This is a genomic window from Pannonibacter sp. I15F10I1, from assembly GCF_900185665.1.
Taxonomy (GTDB): Bacteria; Pseudomonadota; Alphaproteobacteria; order Rhizobiales; family Stappiaceae; genus Pannonibacter; species Pannonibacter indicus.
This window is the reverse complement of record NZ_FYAN01000002.1, coordinates 244993-263047: the sequence shown is the minus strand read 5'-3', so window position 1 is coordinate 263047 and position 18055 is coordinate 244993. Positions and strand designations below refer to the sequence as shown.

Genomic DNA, 18055 nt, shown 5'->3' with positions numbered 1-18055 from the left:
ATGACCTGGCTGCTGAAGGCCCCGGTGCGCGGCACGGCCCGTTTCCAGCGGGCAAGAGTGCCCGCCTCCCTCCTGCCTGAACATGTTGCAGGCAGCGATCCTGCCGCTCTGGTGCAGGTGGATATCGAGGTGCGCGATGGCCGCATCGAGATGATCCGCCCCTCCGGCGGCCTTCCGGCGGCGCCCTGCGGCGACTGCCATGATCTCGATGACGGCATGGTTCTGCCGGGCCTCATCGACATGCACACCCACCTCGACAAGGGCCATATCACCCCGCGCCGTCCCAACCCGGATGGCACCTTCATGGGGGCGCTGATGGCGGTGGGAGAGGACCGCATGGCCAACTGGACGGCGGCGGATGTGCGGGCGCGCATGGAGTTTTCGCTGCGCTGCGCCTATGCGCAGGGCACGGTACTGATCCGCACCCATCTCGACAGCCTGCCGCCGCAGGAGACGATTTCCTGGCCCGTGTTCCAGGAGGTGCGCGAGGACTGGGCGGGCCGGATCGAGCTGCAGGCGGCGTGCCTCTTCGGCATCGACCGGCTGGATGCGGATGATGGCTATCTGACGTCCATGGCGGACCGGGTGTCCCGCGCCGGGGGCGTGCTCGGGGCGGTCACCTACATGATCCCGCGTCTCGACGAGCATCTGGACGCCATGTTCCGCGCCGCTGCCGAACGGGACCTGCCGCTCGACTTCCATGCGGATGAAACCGGCGACACGGGCGCCCGCACCCTGCGCCACATTGCCGAAGCGGCCCCCCGCAACGGCTTTAAGGGGCAGGTGGTGGTGGGGCATTGCTGCTCCCTCGCGCTGCAGGAGCCGGACGAAATTGACCGCACGCTGGATCTGGTGGCGCGGGCCGGGCTCGGCATCGTGTCCCTGCCCATGTGCAACATGTATCTGCAGGACAGGCAGGCCGGGCGCACGCCGCGCTGGCGCGGTGTCACGCTGCTGCATGAGATGAAGGCGCGCGGCATTCCGGTGGCCGTTGCCTCCGACAACACCCGTGATCCCTTCTATGCCTATGGCGACATGAACCTGATCGAGGTCTACACCCAGGCAACGCGCATCCTGCAGCTGGATCACCCTTTCGGCGACTGGATCAACACGGTGACCCGGACGCCGGCGCAGCTGCTGGGCCGGTCTGATCTCGGCCGTCTGACGGAAGGCGCGCCTGCCGACATGGTGCTGCTGCGCGCCCGCAATTGGGGGGAGCTTCTGTCCCGCCCGCATGGGCTGAAGGCGGTTTTGCGTCATGGCCGGACCATCGACATGACCCTGCCGGATTACCGCGAACTCGACCCATTGATGACCAATGCCGTGACACTTGAACGGGGAGCTGCAGAATGAGTGCGCTCGAGAAGCTGAAGTCGGACCTTGCCGGGATTGCCATGGAGGACAATCCGCAGATCGTGAAACAGAAGAGCCGGGATTTCTTCTGGTACTCGCCGGTGCTGAAGCAGCAGCTGGATCACGTGACCGGCGATCTGGTGGTAACGCCGAAGTCCGAGGCGGAGGTGATCGAGGTTCTGAAGGCCTGCTATGCGCAGGACGTGCCGGTGACGGTGCGCGGCGCAGGCACCGGCAACTATGGTCAGGCCATGCCATTGTCCGGCGGCGTCATCCTCAATCTGGCCGAAATGAATAAGGTGAAGTCCATCCGCCCCGGCGTTGTGGTGGTGGAGCCGGGCGCCATCATTTCGAAGATCGATGACGAGACCCGCGCCCATTCCGGACAGGAGCTGCGGCTGCATCCCTCCACCTACCGCACGGCCACCATCGGCGGCTTCATTGCCGGTGGCTCCGGTGGCGTCGGTTCCATCAACTGGGGCGGGCTGCGCGACCTTGGCAATGTGCTGCGCCTGCGCGTCATCACCATGGAAGCCGAGCCGCAGGTGCTGGAAATGACCGGCCATGACCTGCACAAGGTCATGCATGCCTATGGCACCAACGGCGTCATCACCGAAGTGGAGATGCCGCTGACGGCCGCCTATGACTGGGTGGACGTGGTCGTCGGCTTCGATGCCTTCATGGACGGCGTGCGCTTTGCCGATGCGCTGGGCAATCAGGACGGCCTGCTGGTCAAGGAGATCGCCCCCATCGCAGCGCCCGTGCCGCATGACTATTTCCTGCGGCATCAGAAATACATCCGCCGCGATCAGTCGGTGGTGGTGGTCATGGTGGCGTCCTTCGCTATGGACGCCTTTGCCGCCTTCACCGCAGCAGACCGGCGCGCCTCGATCCTCTACCGTTCGGATCTGGCGGACGAGGCGACGCGCAAGGCTCTGCCGCCGGCCTATGAGCTCGCCTGGAACCACACCACGCTGCGCGGGCTGCGGGTCGATCCGTCGATCACCTATCTGCAGGTGCTCTATCCCTTCCCCGATCACGTGGAGAAGGTGCGCCGCATGTGCGACCTCTTCGGTGACGAGGTGCCGGGGCATCTGGAATTCGTGCGGTTTGACGGCAAGATCACCTGCTTCGGCCTGCCCATCGTGCGCTACACCTCCGAAGAGCGGTTGAACGAAATCATCCGCCTGCATGAGGAAGGCGGCTGCCCGATCTTCAACCCGCACCGCTACACGCTGGAAGAGGGCGGCATGAAGCAGACCGACGAGGTGCAGCTGGCCTTCAAGCGGCAGGCAGATCCCAAGGGTCTGCTCAATCCGGGCAAGATGATCGCCTGGGAAGACCCGTCCTATGATTTCCGCAGTGGCAAGGTCTTCCTCTTCCCGGGCCTTGCCCGCGCCTGAGGCAAAAAACTCCGTCCGGGCCCTTGCAAGGCGGCCCGGGCACCGGTCTGCCGGGCAGGCCGCTTTGAAGTCCGGTTTTCTCTTTTGCAGCCCCGCCCGTTTGGCCGCCCTTCCTCAATAAACAGGAAGGGCCGTCCCTTCCGGCTGTCCGGCGCAACAGGCAGGAGGTGTGAGACAGTCCGATGCGTGTTCTGGTGCTCTTCGCTCATCCGGTTGAGGACAGCTTTTCCGCAGCCCTGCATGCACTTGTTCTGGAGGGGCTTCAGGCTGCGGGGCATGAGGTCGATGACCTTGATCTCTACAAGGAAGACTTCGATCCCCGCCTCAGCCGGGAAGAACGGCTGACCTATCATGACCTTGATGTGAACCGGCAGGCCGTCGCGCCCTATGTCGACAGGCTGCTGGCGGCCGAGGCGCTGGTGATCGTGCATCCGGTGTGGAACTTCGGCTATCCGGCGATCCTGAAAGGCTTCTTCGACCGGGTGTTCCTGCCCGGCGTCTCCTTTGGCCTGCGCAATGGCAAGGTCGTGCCCATCCTGCACAATATCCGCAGGCTTTCCGTTGTCACGACCTATGGCGGCTCGCGCCTCAGGGCGCTGCTGGTGGGCGATCCGCCGCGCAAGGTGGGCACACGGGTGCTGCGCGCCGTGATCAAGCCGGGGGCAAGGGTGGATTATCTGGCGCTTTATGACATGAACCGCGCAGACGGTGCGCAGCGCGGCGGATTTCTCGGCAGGGTCCGCAAGGTGATGGAGGCATACAGGTGAAGGCACTCGTCGTTTATTCGCATCCCGTCCCGGAAAGCTTCAACGCCTCCATGCGTGATCACGTTGTCTCGGTGCTGAAGCAGGCCGGACATGAGGTGCGGCTGCTCGATCTTTATGCCGAGGGCTTTCAGCCGGCGATGAGCGCGGACGAGCGGCGCGGCTATCACGATGTGGACAGCAACGTGCTGCCGGTAAAGGCGCATGTGGAAGCGATCCTGTGGTGCGACATGATGGTGTTTGTCTATCCGACCTGGTGGTTCGGGCTTCCGGCCATGCTCAAGGGCTGGTTTGACCGGGTCTGGGTGCCGCATGTCACCTTCGAGATGCCGTCCGAACACACGGGAATGCGGCCGAAAATGCAGCATATCCGCAAGATCGCCATCGTCACCACCTGCGGGGCAAGCTGGTTTGTTTCCAAGCTGATGGGCGAACCGGGGCGCAAGACCATCATGCGGGGCCTGCGCGCTCTTTGCGCGCCACGCTGCAAGACGCTTTACCTCGCGCATTACAGGATGGACAGTTCCACGCAGGAAAGCCGTGACCGTTATGTAAAAAAAGTTGCAAGAAGGCTCGCAAAATTCTGAGCCGGGGTGCCGGGTGTCATTTGACGGTTAAACAACGCGGCTAGGGTTCCGGCGAATCGGCGTCCGGCTTTGGGTGCCGTGCCTGCCATTTCCACTGCGGAGCGAGCGATCATGGCATTCAGTTACAAGAAGAGCGTCACCTTCCGCCTGCTGCAGGCGGCCAAGGCCCAGCGGGCACGCGCCGGCACCCATCTGATGCGTGCGGGCCTGCATCCGGGGCAGGAGCTGGTGCTGAAAGTGCTGGCCGACAGCGACGGCCGCACCATGAGCCAGCTGGCGCTGGCGCTGGGCGTGCAGCCGCCCACCGTGACCAAGATGGTCCCCCGCCTGTCCGCACAGGGGCTCGTCCGCCGCCAGATCTCCGACACCGACGGCCGCCTTGCCCGCGTGTTCCTCACCGATGAGGGGCGTGACCGGATCGAGGCCGTCGACAAGGCCTGGAAGCGGCTCGAAAAGGAAGCCATCGCCGGTCTTGACGACAAGGACCGCAAGCGCCTGAAGAAGCTGCTGCGCCAGATCGAGAAGAACCTCTCCCTGTCTCTCGATGACGATGAAGGCGACGAAGAGCTGCTGGAGCCGGATGAGGACGATGCGCCGAAGGCAGCCGTGATCGCTCTGGCAACGGCGGAAAGCTGAGACCCTTCCCGGTGAGCCTTCCCTCATCGGGATCTGGCCCGTCCGCCCGGTTTGCACGCTCAGGAGCCGCTGATCGCTGGCAGCGGCTCCCTGCAAGGCTGCCATACCCAAAGGGCAGGGCGAACCGTACCGTTCGGTCTGTTTGTGGGCTTCCGTTCGCCGGGCACTCACTCTAAGGTGTGAGTGCCGCGCCGGTTCTGGCGCGGGCGTTTCTGGAAGAAAATCCATGACCAGCACTCCGGATGGATCCGGCCCGGGGCAGCGTGAGGAGTCGCGCAGCCAGCTTATCGGTATCGGCATGCTCCTGCTTGCCTGCTTCCTTTTTGCAGGCCTTGATGCCACGGCGAAATATCTGGTCCGTGACCTGCCGGCGTTTCAGGTCGTCTGGGTGCGCTTCGTCACGCACATGGTGCTGGCCTTCTTCCTGTTCCGCATCTGGGCGCATCCGGAATATTTCCGCACGGACCGGCCGGTGCTGATGATCCTGCGCGGCTTCTGCCTGCTCGGGAACACCTCCTTCAACTTCCTCGCCGTGCGGCATCTGCAGCTGGCCGAAACCATGTCGATCATGTTTGCCGGGACCATTCTGGTGACGGCGCTGGCCGTGCCGATGCTGGGCGAAAAGGTTGGCCCGCGGCGCTGGGCGGCGGTCTTCGTCGGCTTCATCGGTGTTCTCGTCATCGTGCAGCCCGGTTCCGGCCCGCTCAACTGGGCGGTGATCTACTCGCTGCTGTCGATGGTCTGCTACGCGCTTTATACGCTGCTGACGCGCATGCTCTCGGCCACTGATTCCACCCTCAGCATGCTGATCATTCCGGCAGCCGTGGCGTCCCTTGCCATGGCGCCGGGCGGCATTTCCGTGTGGCAGGCGCCGCCCAGCCTGTTCCACTGGGGACTGCTGCTGTCCACCGGTGTTCTGGGCGGACTGGGCCACTGGATCCTGATCGGCGCCTACCGCCGTGCGCCTGCCTCGGTGCTGGCACCTTTCACCTATGTGCAGATCATCTGGATGATCAGCCTCGGCTACCTTGTCTTCGCCGACCTGCCGGGCAGTTCCACCCTGATCGGCGCGTCCATCGTCGTCAGCTCCGGGCTCTACATTCTCTACCGCGAGCAGATCGTCAAAAAGCGTTAGGCTTCCGCTTGCCGGATCTCCCCAGTCTTTTCCATTGACGCCCCGCAGCAGGGATGCTCTGAAACTCCTGCAAGGGGTTGGCGAAGATCGGGGGATTTTTCGTGCGGGGATGGGGCTTATCAGGACTGCGGGCACTGGTGCTCGCCATGCCGCTGGCCGGTTGCACGGGGCTTGGCCTGACGGACGGGCAGGCGCCAGAAACACCGGCTGAGGCCGCCGGGTTTCAGCCGGGCAGCGAGGAAGAGTTCATGCTGAATGCGGGCCGCCGCATTCATTTTGCCGAAGGCTCGGCGGCCATTGATCCAGAGGCCGAAGCCATCCTGATCCGGCAGGCCGCCTGGCTCAATATTTATCCGCAGTGGCTCGCCAAGGTGCAGGGCCACGCCGATGACCCCGGCGGAGAGGCGGCCAACAAGCGCTTGTCCGAACAGCGGGCGAAGGCCGTCTTTGACAAGCTGGTGGCGCTGGGTGTGGATCCGCAGCGGCTGTGGTTCAAGGGCTATGGCATCGAGCGGCCGGAGACCGACTGTGATCCGCAGGACTGCGCCCGTCTCAGCCGTCAGGTCACGGTCAACCTGCGCAACGAGTTCGACGACAGTGCGCCGCAGTTCAAACGGTTTGGCCGCTAAGTGCGCCGCATGGCTTGCGCTTCGCGCCTGCGCCCCGCATGCTCGATAGAACTTGCGATTCAGGGCCTTGCCGGTCTATCAGCCTTTTGTCTGGCTGGTTCCCCGCAAGTGGGCCGGAACTGCTTTGGCGCATGTGAGGGACGGCACGTATGGGTGCAGACACGCCCCGTGACGAAATGGGTGGCGACGGTGACGACACGCCGCGCGGCAAACGGCTGACACTCAGCGACATTGCCGACAGGCTTGGTGTGTCCACGGCCACGGTGTCGCTTGCTCTGCGCGATTCGCCGCTGGTGGCCTCGGCCACCCGCGACAAGATCAAGGAAATGGCCCGCCAGGTCGGGTATATCTACAACCGCTCCGCCGCCTCCCTGCGCACCGCCAAGACGCAGATCGTCGGGGTTGCCGTGCATGACATCATCAATCCCTATTTCGCCGAAATCTTCCGCTCTCTGGAAGACGTGCTGGAAGCACAGGGGCAGATGGTCTTCATCTGCAACCACCGGGACAATGTGGAGCGCCAGCGCGCCTTTGTGGACGCGCTGATGCAGCACCGCGCTGACGGGCTGATCCTGTGTTCCTCCGTCGGCACCACGGCGGACGAGATCAACCGGCTGACCGATCAGGGCATCCCGGTCACGCTCATGTGCCGTGATGTGGAAGGCGCCAGGGCGCCGGCCGTGCGCGGCGACGATGAGCTGGGCGGGGAAATGATCACCCGGCATCTGATCGCACAGGGGCACCGCCATATCGCCATGGCGGGCGGGCGGCGCGGCAGCTCCACCGGACGCGACCGCAATGCCGGCTGGCGCAAGGCGCTGGCGGAAGCGGGCATCGACCCGGACACGCAGATCGATATTCCCGAACTGATGACCCAGGCCGATGGCCGTGAGGCTGCCCCGCGCATTCTCTCCACCGGCGAGCGCCCGACCGCCGTCATGTGCTTCAATGATCTGGTGGCGCTCGGCATGATGCCGGCTCTGCGGCGGGCCGGTGTGGAGCCGGGGCCGGATATCGCCGTCACCGGTTACGACGACGTGGATGGCGCGGCCTCACGCACGCCCTCGCTCACCACCATCGCCAGCCACCCGGATGAAATCGGCCGCCGGGCCGCCGACCTCATCCTGCGCCAGATCGGCGGCGAGCGCGTGCCCAACACGCTGCATCTGATCCCGCCGGACCTGAAGATCCGCGACAGCTCCCCGCCCCCCGGCGTCCGGCTGGGCAGCAAGCTTTAGAGGTATCTTGAAGGTGTGGAGGAGGGCGAAGCCGCGCCACACACTGGTAAAGCCCGTGCGGCGTTTGAGCAAATTCAAGGCGTGATGCGTCAGCATCTCAGCGCCTTGGTATCAGTGTCGCCCCGGGCGGAGCGAAGCGCAGACCCGGGGACCACACGCTTCCAGAGCTACGATGGATTTGCCTGTGTCTGCGGCAGGCACAGGCTGGCCGGTCTGCCTCGCCGCATGTGTGCGCCGTCACCTCTCTGCAAACGAGTGGTCCCCGGCTCGCGCTGCGCTTGGCCGGGGCGACTCGGTACCTTTTCCCTGCCAGTGCCGGGCAGCAGCGCTCTCACTCCGGCTTTTCACGCTCCAGAAACTCCCGGATCCGCTCCAGCGCCAGGCTGATGTTTTCGCGGGAATTGGCGTAGGAGAGGCGGATGTAGCCCTCGCCCAGAATGCCGAAATCCGGGCCGCCGATGGTGGCAACGCCTGCCTTTTCCAGCAGCGCTGAGGCAAGCGGCTTGGCCTTCCAGCCCGTCGCCTTGATGTTGGGGAAGGCGTAGAAGGCGCCCAGCGGCGTGCGGGCGGAAATGCCGGGCAGCGCATTCAGCCCCTCGACCACCAGCTTGCGGCGGGCATCGAACTCCGCGACCATCGCCGCCACCGCATCCTGCGGGCCTGTGAGGGCGGCAAGGCCGCCGAACTGGGCCGGGGAATTGACGCAGGACCAGCAGTTGACGGCGAGCTTGCGCGCCTTGGTGATCAGGGCATCGGGCCACACCGCATAGCCCATGCGCCAGCCGGTCATGGCATAGGTCTTGGACCAGCCGTCGAGCAGGATCACCCGGTCGCGGATTGCCTCGAACTCCAGCAGCGACACATGCTCCTGCCCGTCATAGGTCATCTGGCCGTAGATCTCGTCCGAGAGAATGGCAATGTCCGGCCGCTCCGTCAGGCCCTTCACCAGCTTTTCGATCTCGGCACGTCCGGTGATGCCTCCGGTCGGGTTGGCGGGGGAATTGAGGATGACGAGCCGCGTCTGCGGCGTCAGCAGCGAGAGGGTTTCCTCTGCCGAGAAGCCGAAGCCGTTCTCCTCGCGGATCGGCACCGGTACGGGCCGGGCGCCGGTGAATTCGATCATCGAGCGGTAGATGGGAAATCCCGGATCGGGGTAGAGAATGTCGGTGCCCGGCGCGCCGAACATGAGGATGGCCATGAACATGGTGACCTTGCCGCCCGGCACGATAACCACATTGTCCGGATTGACGGAAACACCCACCCGCTTGTGAATGTCCGCACTCACCGCCTCGCGCAGGGGCTGGATGCCGGTGGCGCCGGTGTAGCCGTGCTCGCCGTCGCGCAGCGCCTTGATGGCCGCCTCGACGATATGCTCCGGCGTGCGGAAATCCGGCTGGCCGATGCCCAGATTGATAATGCTGCGCCCCTGCTGTGCCAGTTCATTGGCGCGGGCAAGCACCGCAAAGGCGTTTTCCTCTCCAATCCGGTCAAAGGCGTCGATGGTCCTGAGCATGTCCTCTCCCTTGCTTCAGCGGTGCCGTTCCTCCCCGCCTGTTGTTGCGCAGGATCGCGGCGGGGCGGGCGCTGCGCAAGGGCGGAAGCGCGTCATTGTGTTCCGCATTTACATTGAAGTGGTGATCTTTGCCTTTGGACTACCTATATTGCCGCCAAACGCATCACCTCTTATGGTTCGCCGCTGCTGCGCCAGTTGCCGCTGGCAGCCGCGATCCGCTTCAGGAAACAGGACTTCACGCCATGAGCACCGATGCCAGCACCGCGTCCAAGCAGATCCCCGTTACCGTTCTCACCGGGTATCTTGGCGCCGGCAAGACGACGCTTCTCAACCGCATTCTGTCGGAGAATCACGGCCAGAAATATGCGGTGATCGTCAACGAATTCGGCGAGATCGGCATCGACAACGACCTGCTGGTCGAGTCGGATGAAGAAATCTTCGAAATGAACAACGGCTGCATCTGTTGCACCGTGCGCGGCGATCTGATCCGCACCGTGCAGAACCTGATGAAGCGCCGCGGCAGCTTCGATGCCATCATCGTCGAGACGACCGGCGTGGCCGATCCGGCCCCGGTGGCGCAGACCTTCTTCATGGATGACGATGTGCGCGCCGCCTCTCGCCTGGATGCGGTGGTGGCCGTGGTTGACGCCCGCCACGTGCTGCAGCGCCTTGCCGATACCTCCGAGGCGGAAGACCAGATCGCCTTTGCCGATGTCGTCCTGATCAACAAGACCGATCTGGTGACGCCTGAAGAGCTGGCCGCCGTCGAGGCGCGCATTCACAAGATCAACCCCTATGCGGTGCGTCACAAGACCGAGCGCTGCAGCATCGACATTGGCAAGGTGCTGGACCGGGGCGCTTTCGACCTCGACCGCATCCTGACGCTGGACCCGCAGTTCCTCAACACGGGCCACGGTCATCATCACCATCATGACCATGACCACCACCATGATCATGATCACGAGTGCGGCCCCGATTGCGGCCATGATCACCATCACCATCATGATGATCATGGGCACCACCATCACCACGATCACGGCCACGGCCATGACCATGTTTGCGGTCCGGACTGCGATCATGATCACCACCACCATGATCATGATGATCCGCATTCGGTGCGCAGCATTTCGCTTCGCGCCGGCGAGCTGGACCCGCATGTCTTCTTCTCCTGGATCAACCGGGTCACCCAGAGCGATGGTGCGAAGATCCTGCGTCTCAAGGGCATTCTGGCCTTCAAGGAAGATCCGCAGCGCTATGTCATTCAGGGCGTGCATATGATCGTCGAGGGCGATCACCAGCGCGACTGGAAGGACGGCGAGCCGCGCGAAAGCCGCCTCGTCTTCATCGGCCGCGAGCTGGATTTCGACGCCCTGAAGCAGAGCTTCGACGCCTGCGCCGCCTGACGGACAGCCACGAGAGCCATTGAAGGACTGACCGTGCCGACACTTGCAGCGACTGAACTCTCCGGCTTTGCCGTCAAGGCCGGGTTCCTGAAGGATATTCCCTATTTCGCCCTCGGCAGCGGCGAAGTGGTGCTGGTGGAAGGCGGGCAGAAGACCATCCGCCTGCACTCCGGCGGCCTGCTGGCGGCCGACGAGCGGGTGGAGGCGTCTGGCCATGCCACGGCGCTTGTCACCGGCGGTGACGACGGGCGGGTGATGGAACTGAGTGCTTCGGGCGAGGTGCGCCAGCTTTCCGAGCGGCCGCGCAAGTGGATCGATCTGGTGGCTTGCGGCCCTTCGGGGGCGACGGCCTTCGCCAGCGGCCGCACCGCCTGGGTGCGGCTGGCCGATGGCACGGAAAAGGAATTCCCGCATGAGCGGGCGGTGGGTGGCCTTGCCTTTGCGCCCAAGGGTCTGCGCCTTGCCGTTGCCCGCTATGACGGGGCGACTCTGTGGTGGGTGAACACGCAAGGCCAGCCGCAACTGCTGGAATGGAAGGGCGCCCATCTGGCCGCCAGCTTCTCGCCGGACGGCAAATATCTCGTCACCTCCATGCAGGAGGCCGCGCTGCACGGCTGGCGTCTCTCCGATGCGCAGGACATGCGCATGACCGGCTATCCGTCCAAGGTAAAGTCGATGAGCTGGTCCGCGAAGGGCCGCTATCTGGCCACCTCCGGCGCCAATGCCGCGATTGTCTGGCCCTTCTCCGGCAAGACCGGCCCCATGGGGCAGGCGCCCCTGCAGCTTGGCACCCGCAGCGATGCGCTGGTGACCTCGGTTGCCTGCCACCCGAAAGAAGATGTGGTGGCTGTCGGCTATCAGGACGGCATGATCCTTCTGTGCCGCTTCGAGGACAATGCGGAGGTGCTGCTGCGCCGTGCCGCGAAGTCACCCGTCTCCACCATGGCCTGGGACCGGGCAGGCGTCCGGCTTGCTTTCGGTACGGAAGATGGCGAGGGTGGTGTCATCGCATTGGAATGACAGGGACTGGAAGGACTGGGGGAGACAGGTGATGATGCTGGCGAGACCCGTTGCTCTGGCGTTCGGTCTGCTTGCAGGCATTACCGCCTCACAGCTGCCGGAGTTTGCTCAGCAGTACCGCCAGCGGCTCGGCGGGGCGATTGATGCCCTGCAGACGGTCATGCTGCAGGCGGCCGAGGATGCGCAACGTTCCGGCCTTGATGTGGATGGCGCGATTGCGAGGCTCAAGGCCAGCGGTGACCAGCTTGTCGCCGCTCAGGGCCGCAGCCTGGAGGAGATCGGCGACCGGCTGGCCAATATGCGGGCCGAGCGCGAGGCCTATGCCGAGGCGGATGAATTTGGCCGCCTGCTCGTGTTCCTCACCAGTGCCGACCGGGAATTGGCAAGGCGCACCTATGACGACTTCGAGCCTGCGGTGCCGGTGACGGCGGAGGGCATTCTGACGGGCATCCTGGGCCTGTTTGCGGGCCTTGGCTCCTTGCGGATTTCCGGGGCCTTTCTGCGCGGCCTGTGGAGAGTTTTCGGCCCGCGCCGGTCTGCCGCCCGCTGATCAAGCTGACAGGAGAGAACATGGACACCGTAACCTCGTCCGGCGGCATGGTCGTTGCGCCTCACATGGCGGCGGCGGAAGCGGGCGCCGAGATCCTGCGCGAAGGCGGTTCGGCGATCGAGGCGATGATTGCCGCGGCGGCCACCATCGCTGTTGTCTATCCGCACATGAATGCCATTGGCGGGGATGGCTTCTGGCTGATCGCCGAGCCGGGGCAGGACCCGAAGGTGATTTCCGCCTGCGGGCCGGCCGGATCGGGCGCGACGATTGCCGCCTATAACCGCGCCGGGCATGGCACCGTGCCAGCGCGCGGCCCTCTGGCGGCGCTGACGGTTGCCGGCACTGTGGGCGGCTGGCAGAAGGCTTTCGAGGCAGCGGGAAGCCTTGGCGGGCGCATGCCCCGGCGTGAGCTTCTGATGAATGCCATCCGCCACGCCAAGGAAGGCTGTGCCGTTTCCGCCAGCCAGCAAAAGCTGACGGAGGAAAAGCTCGCCGAGCTCAAGGATCAGCCCGGCTTTGCCAGCGTCTTCCTGAAGGATGGCAAGCCGCTGGAAGCGGGCAGCCTGATGCGGCAGGAGCGGCTGGCCGACACGCTGGACCAGCTGGCCGCCGCCGGGTTCGATGATTTCTACCGGGGCGATGTGGGCGCGGAAATCGCGGCCGATCTGGAGCGCATCGGCGCGCCGGTCACCAAGGCGGATCTGCAGCGCTATGAAGCGCGCATCCGCAAGCCGCTGAAGGTGACGACCAAGGCTGGAACCCTCTTCAATGCCCCGCCGCCAACGCAAGGTCTTGCCTCGCTGCTGATTCTCGGCCTGCGCGACCGGCTTCCGGCAGCACGGCCGGAGAGCTTTGCCATGGTGCATGGGCTGGTGGAGGCGACCAAGCGCGCCTTCCTCGTGCGCGACCGGGTTGTCACCGACCCGGACCGCCTGCCGGAGCCGGTATCGCCTTTCCTTGAAGAGGCCTGGCTGGACCGCACAGCCTCCGAAATCAGCGCTGCCCGCGCGCTGGACTGGCCGGTGAAATCCGCGCTCGGCGACACCATCTGGATGGGTGCGATCGACGCCAGGGGCTGTGCCGTTTCCTTCATCCAGTCGGTCTATTGGGAATTCGGTTCCGGCTGCGTGCTGCCGCGCACCGGCATCACCTGGCAGAACCGCGGAGCAAGTTTTTCGCTGCATCCGGAAGCGCTCAATGCGCTGGAGCCGGGGCGGCTGCCGTTCCACACGCTCAACCCGGCGATGGCGCGGCTTTCCGATGGGCGGCTTGTCACCTATGGCACCATGGGCGGCGAAGGCCAGCCGCAGACGCAGGCAGCTATTTTCGTGCGCCATGTGCTGAACGGCATGCCGGTGGGTGAGGCCATCGATGCGCCGCGCTGGCTGCTGGGCCGCACCTGGGGCGATGCCAACACCTCGCTCCGGCTCGAATCACGCTTTGACCCGGATCTGGCCGAAGCGCTGAAACGGGCGGGTCATGACGTGGTTGTGATGAATGAGGCCTATTCCGATACCATGGGCCATGCGGGCATGATCGTGCGCGGCTTGCGCGGCGGCCTTGAGGGGGCGCATGATCCGCGCTCGGACGGCGGGGCGGCGGCGGCCTAGGGCGCGCACCGGAAGGAGAGACGACATATGGATGCCATCACGCGCATGCGCTGCTTCATTCAGGTGGTGGACAGCAACGGCTTTTCCGCTGCTGCCCGCGAGATGGGCCGCTCCAAGGCACTGGTGTCCAAATATATCGGCGAGCTGGAAGACGAACTGGGCGTCCGGCTGCTCAACCGGACCACACGGCAGATCTCGCTGACTGAAGTGGGCGAGGCCTATTACAAGGAAGCCAGCGACATCCTGCAGCGCATCGATGACCTGCAGGCTTCTGTCCAGTCCACGCATCACGAGGCGCGCGGGCGCCTGCGCGTGTCGGCACCGCGCTCCATGGGCGATGGCTTCATCAATCAGGCGATCATGGAATTTCTGGTGGCAGAACCGGCCATCACCATCGACCTGCGGCTGGATGACCGGTTTGTCGATCTGGTGGAAGAAGGCTTCGATCTCGCCATCCGGGTGACGGATCTGGAGGATTCCAGCCTGATCGCCCGCAAGATTTCCCCCTTCCGCACGGTGGTCTGTGCAACGCCGAAGGTGCTGGCTGACCACGGCACGCCGAAGCACCCTTCAGAACTCTCCAACATGCCCTGCATCGTGGACACGAATTACCGGTTTAAGTCGAACTGGATCTTCATGGACAAGGGGGACCGGGTGACGGTGCCGGTGAAGGGCCGGATCGAGGTCAACAGCGCCTCTGCCGCCCGCGATGCCGCCATGTGCCATCTGGGCTTTCTGCGCACGCCGATGATGTTCGTCTACAACGACATCAAGGCAGGCGGATTGCAGATCGTCCTGGAAGACTACGAGCATGACGGCCCGGCGATCTACGCCGTCTATCCCCACCGCCGCCATCTCTCCGGCAAGGTGCGCTCCTTCGTCGATTTCCTCACCCAGTGGTTCGCCAACATGCGCAAGGCGGGCAAAAGCTGCTGAAAGGCAGCGTGGAGGTTATCTTCTCCCCGCTGCCCCAGCCTCTCACTTGCCTGCAGCCGCAAGCCGTTCTTCGGCGAGGTGGTCTGCGACGGCTTCGGGGGTCAGGCCCTCAGCCTCCGCGCGCTGGAAGATGCGGGTGAGGGTGGTGCCGATGGCGAGTGTCTTTTCCCGCACCAGAGCATCATCACCGCCGGGCGTTGCCAGTGCGATGGAAATGACACCGCCTGCGTTGATGGCATAATCCGGTGCATAGAGAATGCCGCGGTCCTTCAGCGCCTGACCATCTGCGGGGGTGGCGAGCTGGTTGTTGGCGGCACCGGCGACGATCTTTGCCTTGATCTGCGGAATGGTGACGGCATTCAGCACTGCGCCAAGGGCGCAAGGGGCATAGACATCGGCCTTCACCGCATGGGCCTCTGCCGGAGAGACAGCCACGGCCTCCAGTTCCGCCACGGCCCGGTCCACGGCCGGCTGGTGAATGTCGGAGACGATCAGCCGGGTGCCGGCGGCCTTCAGCTGGCGCGCCACATCGAAGCCCACATGGCCGAGGCCTTGAACCGAAACGGTGCAGCCGCTCAGGCTGTCCGTGCCGTTGACATGGGCGAGGGCGGCGCGGATGCCGGCGAAGACGCCAAGCGCCGTGTAGGGGGACGGATCGCCAAGCCCGGTGGCACGGGTGCCGCGCACATGCGCTGTCTCGCGGGCCACGTCCTCCATGTCCTCAGCCGAAACGCCCACATCCTCTGCCGTGATGTAGGAACCGTTCATGCGGGCGACATGGCGGCCGAAGGCGCGCATCAGGGCTGGCGTCTTGTCCTTGCGCGGATCGGCGATGATCACCGCCTTGCCGCCGCCCAGATCAAGCCCGGCGAGGGCGTTCTTGTAGGTCATGCCGCGCGACAGGCGCAGGGCATCGCGCAGGGCGTCCTCCGTTGTGGCATAGGGCCAGATGCGGCAGCCGCCAAGGGCGGGACCGAGGCGGCTGTCGTGAACGCAGAGAATGGCGCGCAGGCCGGTTTCCCGGTCATGAGCAAACACCACCTGCTCGTGGCCGGAAAACTCGGGATGGTCGAAAGCTGTCATCCCTTGCGTGGAAAAGGGAGCGGTGCGGGACGGGGCGTTCATGGTCCTCTCTCTCATGCCAAGTCTTGCGATGCCTGCGCATCAGGCCGTTCGATGGAAAGTTGATGAGGGAGAAAATGTCTGATCTGTATGGAAATTTGTGATCGATCTTGCGCCACAAGTCGCCTGATGGGGAAATTTCTCTCAAAAATTAATTCTGGAAGGATGAAAAACGCCAATTCCCTTTCTGCGACGCAAAAGACGCTTGCGGAAGGTCACCTTCCTGCCCCCTTCTCAGGGCAATGAGCCGTGCCGGAATCACGCCCCAACGAGAATGGAATCACCACGAATGTCTGCCGCTGTGAGCCCCACCGTCTTTCTGCACCGGGCCTTTGCGCTGCTGTGCTGTGCGGCCATGCTGATCTCAATGTGTCTGCTTGCCGCAGGCGGGGCTTCTGCACATCCGCACGTGTTTGTCGAAGCCCGCACCAAACTGGTGGTGAATGACGATGGCCTTGCCACGGCGGTGGACCAGATCTTCCGCTTTGATGATGCCTATACGGCCTTCGCCATCCAGGGTTTCGACACCAACCGTGACGGCATCTTCAGCCGGGAGGAGCTGGCGGAGCTGGCCAAGGTCAATGTGGAAAGCATGGAGGAATTCGGCTTCTTCACCTTCGGTGACAACACCAGGGTGGAACTGGATTTCACCATGCCGGAAGTTTACTGGCTGGAAGTGGTGGAGGTTCCCCTCACCGAATACTGGGCGATGAAGCAGGAAGATATCGCGGCCATCAAGGAAGATGCCGAACGCACCGGCAGGCCGATGATGACCACGGTGAAGCTGCTGGAACTGCACTTCCTGCTGCCGCTGAAAGAGCCGACGGACCTCGCCAATACGATCACGCTCGATGTCTATGACCCGACCTATTACGTCGATTTCCGATTTGCCGCGGATCCCGATGCCACGGGGCTGATCAATGCTCCGGCCTCCTGCACGGTCACCCGCAAGGAGCCGCCTCCGCTTGATCCTGCCGTCGCATTGGCCCTTGCTCAGGTCGGGGCCGATCAGCGGGAGCTGCCGCCGGAATTGGCGGACGTTGCTGCCGGCCTCGTCAATCAGATGATCGTCAATTGCGGGCCGGGAGAGGCTGCAGCCACCGCGTCCAAGCCGCCGTTCCCGCCGGTGACGCCGCTTAATGGTCAAAGTCAGGGCCAGGGCCAGACGGCGGGCACGGACACCGCAGGCGCTCCGCCTTCGGACCGTCAGGCGGAGGCTGCCTCCCAGATGCCGCCTGCTCCTATGGAAGGCGTTCCCTCGGCGGCGCTGAAGAGCAATGCGCTGGTCGGCAGCTTCTTTGCGCAAATCGCCCGCTATCAGACCGAATTCTACCAGAAGCTCATTTCCGCGCTGCGCAGCTTCCGCAACAGCCCGGATGCGGGCTGGCTGCTGGCGTTCCTCTCCTTCGCCTATGGTATTTTCCATGCGGCAGGTCCGGGCCATGGCAAGGCGGTGATCTCGTCCTATGTGCTGGCCAGCGAAGACACGCTGAAGAAGGGCATCCTGCTCTCCTTCGCCTCGGCCTTTGCGCAGGCCCTGACCGCCATACTGATCGTCTGCGGCGTTGCCGTGGTCTTCAACCTCACCTCCATTGCCATGCAGCAGACTGCCCGCTGGCTGGAGATCGCCTCCTATGTGATGGTGACGGCGATGGGCGCTTGGCTGCTCTGGGTCAAGGCTTTCCGCCCGATGCTGCTGGGGGCACCTGCCGGGCATGATCATGTGCATCTGCCGGGCGAGGATGGCGCCTGCGGCACCTGTGGCCACGTGCATGCGCCCACCGCGGAGATGGCCGCCGGGCGCCTGACGCCAGGCCGTGCGCTGTCGATCATTCTGGCGATCGGTCTCAGGCCCTGTTCGGGCGCGCTGATCGTGCTGGTCTTCGCCCTGTCGCAGGGCATGATCCTGGCCGGCATTGCCTCGACGCTGGCCATGGCCGTTGGCACGGGCATCACCGTGTCGCTGCTGGCCACGCTGGCCGTCGGGGCCAAGGGGCTGGCCGCGCGCCTTGCCGGGTCCGATGGGGTGTGGGCCTACCGGGTGCACCGGGGCATCGAGATTGCCGCCGCCGCTGCCGTGTTCCTTTTGGGCCTCACCCTGCTGATTGCCATGATCGGCTGGGGCTCTGTCCCGGCCTGATCAGGCTGATGTAAGC

16 protein-coding genes are annotated in these 18055 nt (G+C 64.5%); 14 read left to right on the top strand and 2 right to left on the bottom strand.

The window, feature by feature from the left end; genetic code table 11:
• The 8 genes from IF10I1_RS01140 (at position 1) to IF10I1_RS01105 (ending at position 7745) form a co-directional block, all read left to right on the top strand.
• Positions 1 to 1353: a cytosine deaminase gene (locus IF10I1_RS01140; protein WP_186391724.1), complete on the top strand. Its 1353-nt coding sequence runs from the start codon at positions 1 to 3 to the stop codon at positions 1351 to 1353.
• Entirely contained in the window at positions 1350 to 2756 is a 1407-nt protein-coding gene (locus IF10I1_RS01135) for an FAD-binding oxidoreductase (protein ID WP_122522106.1), read from the top strand. The genes IF10I1_RS01140 and IF10I1_RS01135 overlap by 4 nt, the downstream gene beginning before the upstream one ends.
• A 182-nt stretch (positions 2757 to 2938) precedes the next feature.
• Positions 2939 to 3523 (top strand): NAD(P)H-dependent oxidoreductase, encoded by a 585-nt coding sequence (locus tag IF10I1_RS01130; protein WP_186415569.1) that lies wholly within the window; start codon positions 2939 to 2941, stop codon positions 3521 to 3523.
• Positions 3520 to 4107, top strand: a complete 588-nt coding sequence (locus IF10I1_RS01125; protein WP_050472379.1) for an NAD(P)H-dependent oxidoreductase — start codon at positions 3520 to 3522, stop codon at positions 4105 to 4107. The genes IF10I1_RS01130 and IF10I1_RS01125 overlap by 4 nt, the downstream gene beginning before the upstream one ends.
• Positions 4108 to 4218: 111 nt before the next feature.
• Positions 4219 to 4743, top strand: a complete 525-nt coding sequence (locus IF10I1_RS01120; RefSeq protein WP_186424320.1) for a MarR family winged helix-turn-helix transcriptional regulator — start codon at positions 4219 to 4221, stop codon at positions 4741 to 4743.
• Positions 4744 to 4969: 226 nt separating this feature from the next.
• On the top strand, positions 4970 to 5878 hold the full coding sequence (locus IF10I1_RS01115; RefSeq protein ID WP_058898725.1) for a DMT family transporter: 909 nt from the start codon (positions 4970 to 4972) through the stop codon (positions 5876 to 5878).
• A gap of 101 nt (positions 5879 to 5979) precedes the next feature.
• Positions 5980 to 6507, top strand: a complete 528-nt coding sequence (locus IF10I1_RS01110; protein ID WP_208977523.1) for an OmpA family protein — start codon at positions 5980 to 5982, stop codon at positions 6505 to 6507.
• Between the two features lie 149 nt (positions 6508 to 6656).
• Entirely contained in the window at positions 6657 to 7745 is a 1089-nt protein-coding gene (locus IF10I1_RS01105) for a LacI family DNA-binding transcriptional regulator (protein ID WP_082205876.1), read from the top strand.
• 331 nt (positions 7746 to 8076) lie between these two features.
• Here the strand turns inward: IF10I1_RS01105 and IF10I1_RS01100 are convergent, their stop codons facing one another.
• Positions 8077 to 9258: a pyridoxal phosphate-dependent aminotransferase gene (locus IF10I1_RS01100; protein WP_186424319.1), complete on the bottom strand. Its 1182-nt coding sequence runs from the start codon at positions 9256 to 9258 to the stop codon at positions 8077 to 8079.
• 242 nt (positions 9259 to 9500) lie between these two features.
• On the opposite strand from IF10I1_RS01100, the gene IF10I1_RS01095 reads away from it, so the two are divergent.
• From IF10I1_RS01095 to IF10I1_RS01075, 5 genes are read left to right on the top strand one after another with little or no spacing between them, the layout of a single operon-like run.
• A complete protein-coding gene (locus IF10I1_RS01095) occupies positions 9501 to 10661 on the top strand; it encodes a GTP-binding protein (protein WP_186415571.1) in 1161 nt (386 codons plus the stop codon).
• Positions 10662 to 10694: 33 nt separating this feature from the next.
• Positions 10695 to 11681: a WD40 repeat domain-containing protein gene (locus tag IF10I1_RS01090; RefSeq protein WP_186391729.1), complete on the top strand. Its 987-nt coding sequence runs from the start codon at positions 10695 to 10697 to the stop codon at positions 11679 to 11681.
• A 34-nt stretch (positions 11682 to 11715) separates the two neighbouring features.
• Positions 11716 to 12231 (top strand): DUF2937 family protein, encoded by a 516-nt coding sequence (locus IF10I1_RS01085; RefSeq protein ID WP_208994248.1) that lies wholly within the window; start codon positions 11716 to 11718, stop codon positions 12229 to 12231.
• Positions 12232 to 12251: 20 nt separating this feature from the next.
• A complete protein-coding gene (locus IF10I1_RS01080) occupies positions 12252 to 13841 on the top strand; it encodes a gamma-glutamyltransferase family protein (protein WP_186391730.1) in 1590 nt (529 codons plus the stop codon).
• Positions 13842 to 13868: 27 nt separating this feature from the next.
• Positions 13869 to 14777 carry a LysR family transcriptional regulator gene (locus IF10I1_RS01075; protein ID WP_050472387.1) on the top strand — a complete coding sequence of 303 codons (909 nt, stop codon included), beginning with the start codon at positions 13869 to 13871 and terminating at the stop codon, positions 14775 to 14777.
• 42 nt (positions 14778 to 14819) lie between these two features.
• Here IF10I1_RS01075 and IF10I1_RS01070 read toward each other — a convergent pair whose 3' ends face one another.
• Positions 14820 to 15902: a Glu/Leu/Phe/Val dehydrogenase dimerization domain-containing protein gene (locus IF10I1_RS01070; RefSeq protein WP_256387646.1), complete on the bottom strand. Its 1083-nt coding sequence runs from the start codon at positions 15900 to 15902 to the stop codon at positions 14820 to 14822.
• 286 nt (positions 15903 to 16188) lie between these two features.
• Here IF10I1_RS01070 and IF10I1_RS01065 point away from each other — a divergent pair, with 286 nt between their 5' ends.
• On the top strand, positions 16189 to 18039 hold the full coding sequence (locus IF10I1_RS01065; RefSeq protein ID WP_186391731.1) for a DUF1007 family protein: 1851 nt from the start codon (positions 16189 to 16191) through the stop codon (positions 18037 to 18039).
• Positions 18040 to 18055 lie beyond the last annotated feature (16 nt).